This window comes from Paenibacillus sp. FSL R7-0313 (assembly GCF_037969885.1).
GTDB lineage: Bacteria > Bacillota > Bacilli > Paenibacillales > Paenibacillaceae > Paenibacillus.
The window spans coordinates 6903702-6913689 of sequence record NZ_CP150219.1; the positions used below are offsets into that span (position 1 = coordinate 6903702).

Below are 9988 nucleotides of genomic sequence, written 5' to 3' on the forward strand. Positions count from 1 at the left end.
CGTTCTATAGAGTCAGGTATTATAACAAACAAAAAAAAACAGACGGTTGGCATCTAACCAATAGTCTGTTTTTTAGATTTGCTATACTTTCATAGAAATTACACTCGTATTTGTCTTACTCCGCAGAGCGATGATGATGGTTGTGACCATGCTGCCCGGTACTTTGATTGTGATCCAGACTTTGATCCGGCTTGCCATCCTGATCATGACTCTGAGCATGAGCCAGTTTGTTGAGTTCATCCACATAAGTCACAGACAATTCTGCATACAATACCCCTTTTTGCACCTGGATCTGTTGATGCAGATGACGCAATCGCCCCAGATTCCCTCGTACGGCAATAACCTCCAGGCATTGGTCATGGTTCAGGTGTACGTGCATATTGGAAATGATGTCATGATGCGCCTCGTGCTGCAGCTCCATCAAACGAATGGGAAGATCACTGATATGGTGATCGTAGACCATCACAATGGTGCCGGCCACATCCTGGTCGGATTGTAATGCAGAAGGTTGCAGTAATGTTTTTCGAACAAGATCACGGAAAGCCTCGGATCGGTTTTTGTATCCCTGTTCCTCAATATACTGGTCAAACTGCTCAATCAGAGGTGTAGGAAACGCCACCCCGAACCGGGTCAAATCTTCTTTATCTGCCATGCTTCTCCTCCTGCGCCCTCATTTGCTTCGAGTGTACCACAGACTTGTCTGCTCATCGACTATACTGTTGCATGAATCGTACTGCCGAATGTATCGCCTGTTGTCCAGCGTCACTCTCCAGATCAAATTGATAATCATGTCCCAGTTTCTCTGACGAGTTCGAGAAAAACAAGGTTTCCACCTCAACATCAAGGCGCTTCAATACTTGTGCCAGCTCAATCGATTGACTGGTCAACGGGTCATTATTGCCTGAGGTAATAAATGCAGGCGGGTACGCTGCTGTGGCCTGAAGCACGGTCGACATTTCATGCAAACGGGGATAATCTTCGAATGTTTTGACTCCTGTATATGACCAGAGAAATGTCCGTATGAGTGGAAAACCTGTATTGGCTACCGTACTTAGATTGTATGGACCACAGTATAGAAGAACCCCACGCAACTCTTCCGGCTGGGCGGCTGGTGTTATATTCATCAGCTTGGCGAGAGAAGGATTCGTCACCACTGCCGCGGTCTGACTTGCAATCTGGGCACCTGCTGAATTGCCTGCGAGAAATATGTTTTCCGGGTCACCCTGATACTCACTGACATGGTTCTTCACGTAAGTCAAAGCCTGATTCGTCTGGATCACGGGAATGGGATATTTCGTATCCGGTGCGAGCGCATAATTTATACTGACCACAACGTAACCCTGCTTGGCTAATTGTACGGCATAATCTGCGATATCCTTTTTGTCACCCAAGACCCATCCTCCGCCATGAACCCACAACACAACAGGCAAAGGTTCCGATGTTACGGAAGGATAATAGATATCCAGCGTACTGTCATTACGCCCTTCGTCTGCATAGGGTACATCCACAACACGAGTTACGCCTTCCGAGATCATACGGTCCTTGCTGCTCGTATCTGGATTAGTAGTTTCAATTAATGATTTTAATAAAAATACAGCTATTTTGGGTGTCCATTGTGTACCAATCCCGATAAAACCTATGATCAAAATTAGTACAACGCTGGGAATCCAGTAACGTTTACGTTTAAAACCTTTTGCCCCCGTACGTTTCGTTTCCAACTTGGACTGCAATAGTTCCACCTCGTTCCATCATCTCATCGAAGCGTCTTTACATCTAAAGTTGTGTACGTTGCGGAGAGGACCGGGTTTCCTCTTATTTGGGTCTCTTGGCGATTTCCTGTCTGACTTTCACATATGTAGTGGATACTTTTTGCTCCAGTGTATAAATATTTTGTTTTGTACCTGCGCACTTCTCTGCTGCAGAAGCCAATGTGTTCAATGAGCTGAGTACACGTGACGTTTGGCCTTGCTTTGTACTCTGTTTGAACTGTTGTAGTGCGTTGGAATATCGTTCTTTAGCCAGACTCGCCTGTTTTTTAGCCGTTTGAATCTGTTTCTTCGCGGAGTCAGCCCCTGCCAGCATAGCTCGTAAACGTTTTATCTCAGCGCTCTTCCGTTTACGTGCTTCGGCAAGCTCCTTTTTCTTGATCCGAATGTCTTCTCTGGCAACCTGCACAACGGGTCTCAATGTGTCGGCCTGCGTACGGATCGCTGCACTCCATTCCTTATTTTTGATGGCTTTGGCTGCATCCAACTGTCTATTGACTGAACTATAGAGGGCGAATAGCGGTTCATATCGGGCTTGGGTTTGCTTTACCTTTTCAGCTAGAGCCGCGATCTTCGCATCATCGGTTTGTCTTATTTCTACACGTAATCGCTCCAATTCCACGGTATTGGCGGCATGAAGTGTCTTTATTTTTTGTTCCCAAGCCTGCTCTTGTGTCTTCCAGTTCCCCACTTTCTCGTATGCTCGTTGCAAGGTTAATTGGGTCTGTTTATCGGCTTTTTTCAGAACGGAATCCCATGCTTTCTGCGCTGTGACGCCAAGATCTATGCCCGCTGCCTCGGCTGTTGAAGTAAAATACATCGTGCCTACACTGAAAAAAATCACAAGCCCTATGAGCAGGCGTGATCCGAATATAAGAGGAGCGAATGATGACAATTGACCACGCAGGACTTTACTTTGATCCATCATGTGACTATGGCTACCTGCTATTGGAGAAGGGAATAGTATGTCACTCGTCTCCATTAAAGCTACATCTTCTGTAGCTATATCTTCTGTAGCTATATCTTCGATATGCTGTCGCCCCTTTTTTTCTTCCAATAGGCCGTCATGTTCTATGAAGTTATGTGAGTTTGTTCGTTCCAATAGGGAAGAACAACACTCCATTGCCTCCTGTTCATTTATCGTTTCCTTCCACGTTTCTGTTTGCATGCGTCTCTAACACCCTTTCTTCTAAAATATTTAGCAGAATAGCCAATGAAATCAGCGAACGACAAAAAAGCACCCGCAAGTCAGGCATTTGCCTGCTCTTACGGGTGCTTCCCTCATAAGCCGTTCCATATGAGATTCGATTGAACGAGTCGCTCGAACCTTTTCTTTTTCTAATATATTCCATTCGTTGTATCTGGTCAAGTCGTACTAGTTTAACCGGTCTAATATCAACCCTTCAAACAACGGGAGAACCCTTCCCGCATTTAATCAACAACGTATACAGCTCAACTTATTGATTGACCAAAATAGCTTTCATTGCCTCGGTCAGATCCTCTTCTTTCAGCATCATATAGATGTTCTCGCCACGAGTTACATTCAACTTGATCTGATAAATGGTATCTTTCTCTGTTAGATAACCAGACCGTTGACGTTTGAGCAAATCACTAATGATTTCTTTGTTTTTAGTCGCTATCTGTTTGTTACCACTTAGATTTCCATCGATATATTCTGGCTGCGGAGTAGTCCACTGAAGCCAACCCGGACTGTTAATCTCCTGCTTCGCAAACTGAGCCGAGACAATCTCATCTGCCTGAACAAGCAACTGGTCGTATAATTTGTTCTCCTTCAGCCAATCCAACACCCGATCATAGCTAGGTTTGATCTCAAAATTCCACATCTCTTTCGGTTGAAATGGATCTTTTGAAGACGAATCCTGATTCATCTCCGCGTAGGCAAACGACTGCCACGGGGAGCGCTGTTCTTCATAGGTCTGATCCAAAATGTCCTGTTTCAACAATGCTTTGAACTCACGGACTTGCTCCGGATTGCTAATATAAACCTTCCGGTATGAACTTATGGCAGAGCGAATGCCGAAACTTAATGCATCTTCATCGAGCTTATACGTTTCAAAGGCGACTCTTTTGTAATCCTGGGACTGTTTCAGAGCCTTTAATTCCTGATGGAATTCGGCTTCTGGAATGTAGTATTTACGTTTCATCACTTTGCCGTTATCCAGCTTGTAGTTAATTAATATAGACTCATCATTACGCATACCTGTATTAATCGGATCATCCAGTAAAGGAAGATCGGAATCCACAATTTTTTGATGAAGAGCGATAACTGCCCCCATGTATTCCGGATCATTAGAATAGAGGTGAGCATCGTCCTTTTTCTGACTGACACCGTTACTGTACGTATAACTCTCCCCACCAAGCTTGATGCTGTTCACCTTGCTCATTTCAGGCACTCGAGCGGCGTATCCATTCCAGTCGGCAATAGGTACGTACAGTATCAGACCAGCGATGATACCATATAGAATCAGCTTGGGTAGCAGCCTGCTGCTCCAGATCAGCCATGTTTTGCGAATAATCATCTCGGCAACGATATAACCTACAATTCCGCCGAGGATATATCCGAAGATTCCCCACCCAGCTGATCCTCTTGGAGCAATCATTGTAAAGTAACCTCCGCCAATCAGAACCAATGTAAACATCAATCCAAAGCGGAATATAGGTTTTATAAGTTTAAACGTAACTGCTTGAGTAGCAGATTCAACCTGTCTCTTCGCATAAAGTAAATAGGTTAGAGGAATAAACAGGATTGTAAATATAGCATAGATAATTAACTCCAGACGGATTACAGGGAGGTTACTGATCGAACCCACACGCAGGACAAGTGAGAGTTTCTCCGCATTAAAGCCCACTTCTTCAAAAGCATATCCGAGCAAATAATGCTGGAGATGAAGTGACATAATGAACCATACGACAACAGGTAACAAGACGAGTGCGTACACGGTGAGTCCCTGCAATACAGATTGACCAATACACATGCCGACCGCTACAGTTAGCATGAACATAAATAGCGAGTAGATACTCATGCTCAAGCCCCACATCCAGATTGTACTGCCATCGAACAAAAACGCAGGTTGATCCAGTACCGCCCATACCCAGCCGGTAATCGCAGTTGTAATCCAGATTGGAATCAGGATCATGGCATATCCGGTCAACAGATTAATCGTTAATAGATGTTTACGACGTAACGGCAAACTATGGAACAGATCCGAAGGTGCACCAGATTGAATGTACCGAAAAAGAAAGATTCCAGCCGCTACGGGCAGTGTGATAGCGAACAAAATCTGCACTTCACCATTGGCCTGAAACAAACTTGTAATCTGCTGTGGCACATCTCTGTACTCGGTAGCAATATATAAAGGTAACGAGAACAACAATGTGATGAGAAATAAAATGCCTATCCATCCATGCTGTCTGAAATTTTGGATCAGGATGCCCCGGTTACAGAACAATCGGTTGAATATCATACCCTGCGTCCTCCATTTCGTAAATAAAGATTTCTTCGAGCGTCAAAGGCAGTACATCCAGCAGATACGGATCATGTATACGGAATTGATCGGTTACCTGTTGTCGGTTGCCTTTGACAATGAACAGGGATACACTTCCCCGTTTCTCTTCATGTAAAATATCAATCTGCTCATCCATGGCTTTGGCATGGTCCGGGTGGCGGAAAGCGACTTGGATTTTATGCGTATCGGCCTTCAGATCATCAAGATCCTTCTCTACAATAATTCGGCCTTTGTGCATAATCGCCACATGGTCACACAGATCTTCGATCTCACGCAAGTTGTGGGACGAGATGACAATGGTCACCTGACGCTCAGCTGCTTCCTGGAACAGCAAGTTTTTGATCTGCTGACGCATGACCGGGTCAAGGCCATCAATCGGCTCATCCATCAGCAGCACTTCAGGCATACAGCTAAGTCCCAGCCATACGGCTGCCTGGCGGCGCATGCCTTTGGACATGCGATGCAGCTTGCGTTTTACATCCAGTTTGAACACGGTAGCCAGTTGCTTGAACCGCTCCTCATTCCAGCGTGGATATACCGAACGATAAAATGCAGCCATCTGAGTTATTGAAGATTGCGGGAAAAAGTAGGGCGAATCGGCCATAAAGATTGTGCGGCCTTTGAGATCCATATTTTCATAAATCTCATTATCTTCGATACGAACAGTCCCGCTGTCCTGACGGTAAATGCCAGCCATCATTTTGAGCAGCGATGTCTTGCCTGCCCCGTTGGAACCGAGCAAACCATAGATCGACCCCTTATGTATGTGCATCGTTACGCCATCCACTGCCTTTTCCTGTTCAAATGCTTTGACGACTTGATTCAGCTCAATCATGAGGCTCCTCCTTCTCTATACGGGCCATCGCTTCCTCAAACAAAAGCGTCATATCCGCTTTGGTCAAACCGGAATACGAAGCTTCTGCAATCAACTTCACCAGAGACTCTCTGATCTCATCTCTCATGGCTTCATTCGGATGTTCCACAGACGATGATACGAAGCTCCCTTTTCCCTTCAAAGAATAAATGTAACCTTCACGTTCAAGCTCGCGATACGCTTTCTGAATCGTATTTGGATTTACGGTCAGCTGCGTGGATAACGCACGAACGGAAGGAAGCTGCTCGTCGGGCTTTAGAATACCGTATACGATCATTTCTTTGACTTTGTCCACTAGTTGCTCGTAGATCGCCTTACGGCTGCGTACATCTAATTCGAACATCCCGCACCTCCTTTCTGTACATGTGTGAAATAACCTATCGGTTTTAAATGACTGTATCTGAGGTGTATGTGCAAATATCTAGGTGTAAAAAGGCGTTACCTAAGCTGTACAGCTGTAGTGCCGTACTATTCAACTCTTAGGTGTATTAACTGTACTACTATTATTAATACAGTTAAATCGAATTGTCAACCGTTGACTTTGACTTCTTGTTTTATTGGGAGTACGTTAATAAAGAGAGGTTATATGGTTTATTTGACATATATAATTTTGGGAAGCAGGTTCATTCCGGTTTAGGACGGTGATCGGATCAGGAGTGGCATTCACATGAAGTGAGGCAAAACGGCTATCTGAAGCGATGTGGCTAGATGTGGCTACTTGAAGAAGTGATGCGGCCAGCTACCCAAAACCTTTGCTTTACCGCTTTGACAGAATTACATGTAAAGGTTGTTCAGGTCTTTCCCCTTCCGTTATGATGGAGATGAAGTATTGTTCAATAATCACTGTATCTTGGTTACTTTTTTTGTGCACGTTTAACCTGATTGATTGTTAGGTCTGTTATGCGTTATATATGTTGTGTTGCGTTATAGATCTATTGTCTGAACAGTAGTTGGCTGTTCAGCAGGTAGCTAAATTAGAGTTAGCGAGACTATGTACTTGCTTTAAATTCTGGTCTGCACAAATGAGCTACTATATAGGGATCGGGTGTAGACTTGGCCAGTTATTTATTTGGTTTGTTGGTTTAAAATCCGAAGGTCCATGTATGATTAGCGTTGATTGAGTCGGGGCAGACTCCAGCCTTTTCAATCGTTTATCTGACCTTTTGGAGCGCCAACTCGTGCTGTCCGCACTGAGCATACATATTGTAGATATGTCTTTCAAAGGGTGGACACAGACATGAGAAAGCACTCTGGAGTTTGATTTTTACATATAGATCATTTGTAATTTTACGTCCGAAAAAATCTATATGTAGTGTGTTATTTTAAAGGATGGGTATAGTACCTTTTTAGAAAAAGTATCCACTCTTTGAAAGACAAAATGAAGATAAATGTCCTTTTGTAGTGGACAAAACTATGTCCGAATTCCATTTATATAAGTTGAACTATACATGTACACGGAAATATAGAAGGCAGTAATAACCCTAAGAAGTGTAGCTAAAAGCTTGCTGTAAGAAAGATATTATGGAGGCATAGGTTACGCTTCGAATACCTCACAAGGAGAATCCGAGATGAATGAACATAGACAGGATAAAGAGCAAAATAATGAACCCAACGCATCATTCGAAAATAATGGACACCACGGGGATTCAACTGGGGAAATAAACACTTCAGATATAAGTCCGGTACAAGCAAATTCATCACAACGTGTGTTAATTGTAACCGCGGTTGATGCGGAGAAAGATGCGGTCCTCCGTGGTTTGGGAGACACGGGCGCGGAACGATTTGACGTCATCGCAGCGGGCGTTGGCCCAGCCTCGGCCGCAGCAGGAACAGCCGCTACATTGGCATATGCCGTAGCGGCTGCAAGCACTAGGGCGTTAGCGCAGGGTTCCACTGCGCCAAGCCCATCCGATGTGGCACAGGCATCTGCCACATCTTCAAGGCCGGGGCCCCTTGCCGGAGCCGGATATTCACCAGCCTACATGCTGGTGATCAGTGCCGGCATCGGCGGCGGGTTCCCCGGCCGGGCAGACGTCGGCTCCCTCGTGGTAGCCGACGCCATGGTTGCTGCCGATCTGGGCTCGCAGACGCCAGATGGCTTCCTTAGTGTGGACGAGCTCGGATTCGGCTCGTCCATTGTGGCGGCGGACGCGGAGCTTGCCGCTCGCCTGCGCCATGAGCTACAGCGGGCTGGGCTCGCTGTCAGCGGAGGCACTGCGGTCACCGTGTCCACGGCGACCGGAACAGCGGAGACGGCCGCGGAGCTATTGCGCCGCGTACCGGATGCCGCCGCCGAAGGTATGGAAGGCTTCGGCGTGGCAACAGCTGCCCAGCAGTTCGGCGTGCCAGCACTCGAACTGCGGGCCATATCCAACGCGGTCGGTCCACGCGACCGCGACGCTTGGCGCATCAAGGATGCCCTCGATGCGCTTCAGGCTGCAAGTTCCATTTTACGGGAGGTTATTACATCATGAAAATTGCATTTTCCCCTTGTCCAAATGATACATTTATCTTTCACGCGTGGGTGCACGGATTGATCCCGGGCGCACCTGAGCTGGATGTCCGTTATGCTGATATTGATATTACCAATGGTCTGGCGGCAAATCCGGACGGACCCGACACACCTGAAGTGATGAAAATATCTTATGCAGCACTGCCATACGTGTTATCTGACTATGCTCTGCTTCCTGCTGGAGGCGCACTTGGCAGAGGATGTGGTCCTTTGGTTCTGACCGCAAATGGCACGACCGATCCAGCATATCTGTCTGGACGACGGGTTGCTGTGCCAAGTGAACGCTCGACAGCATATCTATTATTCCGTCTGTGGGCAGCGCAAAATGTTCCCGGCGGTGTAGGCGAGATTGTTGTCATGCCATTCGACCAGATCATGCCTGCTGTGCGAGACGGCAAGATTGATGCCGGACTTGTTATCCATGAAGCACGCTTCACGTACCAGAACTATGACCTCAAACTAATGACAGATCTTGGGAACTGGTGGGAAAGCGACACCGGCCTTCCGATCCCGCTTGGAGCGATCATCGCACGTCGCAACATGGACGCTCATGCCCTCGCCGGATGGGCACGCGCCTCCGTTGAATATGCATGGGCGCACCCGGATGAGTCGAGAGCATACGTTATGGAACATGCCCAAGAAATGGACCCTGACGTAGCTGCACAGCATATCGGACTGTATGTTAATGAGTTCAGCGCAAACCTGGGTGATGATGGTTACGGTGCAATCACTGCACTGCTTGGTCGTGCCATGAACGAAGGACTCGTTCCCGAGTTCGACCTTGATCTGTTGCGAATCTAACTTTACTTTAATTTGAGTTAGCTTCTCTTTGCTCTATATCTAAAGAACACAGCACATCTTATTTAGCCGAATAACGTGGTATGAGAATTCTAAAGAATCTCAGACACCGTATTCGGCTAAAATTCGTTCATATCGTCGACCAACTCGCATAATTCGCACAATAACGCTTCTACGATTCGTTAGAAATTGGTGTGTGCGTTTTTTCAGCGAATAGCGTGTGCTCGGTTCGTTTGAGTCCGCCCCGAGGTGTTCTGAGGAGTAAGCTTGGTAGAAACCTATTCGGGGTTCATTCATGGATACAAACCACTTAGCCAACCAGGGTGATGGCGGCGTCCTTGCGTCTTGTTTTTTTAGAGCTTGGTTACTTCCGGTTAATAAAGGTCGTATTCAGGAGGACACGAATCGGATTCTGTCCTTTATACTCCCCCGCACTTATTTCGCTGAATCACTATTTTCCAGCAAGATTGTATAAGCCTTACCGGGTTTGTGGTTTGCGGTTTGTGGTTTG

8 protein-coding genes are annotated in these 9988 nt (G+C 46.2%); 2 read left to right on the plus strand and 6 right to left on the minus strand.

Going from position 1 to position 9988, the window contains the following annotated elements:
• Nucleotides 1-115 precede the first annotated feature (115 nt).
• The 6 genes from nikR to NSQ38_RS30300 all read right to left on the minus strand — a co-directional run bounded on the left by nikR (nt 116) and on the right by NSQ38_RS30300 (nt 6510).
• Complete coding sequence (gene nikR, locus NSQ38_RS30275; RefSeq protein WP_339785946.1) at nt 116-652, minus strand: nickel-responsive transcriptional regulator NikR; 537 nt, start codon at nt 650-652, stop codon at nt 116-118.
• 52 nt (nt 653-704) lie between these two features.
• Nucleotides 705-1718, minus strand: coding sequence for an alpha/beta hydrolase (locus tag NSQ38_RS30280; protein WP_339785949.1), 1014 nt, complete (start codon nt 1716-1718; stop codon nt 705-707).
• 94 nt (nt 1719-1812) lie between these two features.
• Nucleotides 1813-2934 carry a hypothetical protein gene (locus tag NSQ38_RS30285; RefSeq protein WP_339785952.1) on the minus strand — a complete coding sequence of 374 codons (1122 nt, stop codon included), beginning with the start codon at nt 2932-2934 and terminating at the stop codon, nt 1813-1815.
• Nucleotides 2935-3223: 289 nt separating this feature from the next.
• Nucleotides 3224-5251, minus strand: a complete 2028-nt coding sequence (locus NSQ38_RS30290) for a hypothetical protein (RefSeq protein WP_339785955.1) — start codon at nt 5249-5251, stop codon at nt 3224-3226.
• Nucleotides 5226-6128, minus strand: a complete 903-nt coding sequence (locus NSQ38_RS30295; protein WP_339785958.1) for an ABC transporter ATP-binding protein — start codon at nt 6126-6128, stop codon at nt 5226-5228. Before NSQ38_RS30295 ends, NSQ38_RS30290 begins: the two co-directional genes overlap by 26 nt.
• Nucleotides 6121-6510, minus strand: a complete 390-nt coding sequence (locus NSQ38_RS30300) for a GntR family transcriptional regulator (RefSeq protein WP_091034217.1) — start codon at nt 6508-6510, stop codon at nt 6121-6123. Before NSQ38_RS30300 ends, NSQ38_RS30295 begins: the two co-directional genes overlap by 8 nt.
• A 1225-nt stretch (nt 6511-7735) precedes the next feature.
• Between NSQ38_RS30300 and NSQ38_RS30305 the strand changes: the two genes are divergently transcribed.
• Nucleotides 7736-8641 (plus strand): futalosine hydrolase, encoded by a 906-nt coding sequence (locus NSQ38_RS30305; RefSeq protein WP_082762993.1) that lies wholly within the window; start codon nt 7736-7738, stop codon nt 8639-8641.
• A complete protein-coding gene (locus NSQ38_RS30310) occupies nt 8638-9480 on the plus strand; it encodes a 1,4-dihydroxy-6-naphthoate synthase (protein ID WP_339785961.1) in 843 nt (280 codons plus the stop codon). Before NSQ38_RS30305 ends, NSQ38_RS30310 begins: the two co-directional genes overlap by 4 nt.
• Nucleotides 9481-9988 lie beyond the last annotated feature (508 nt).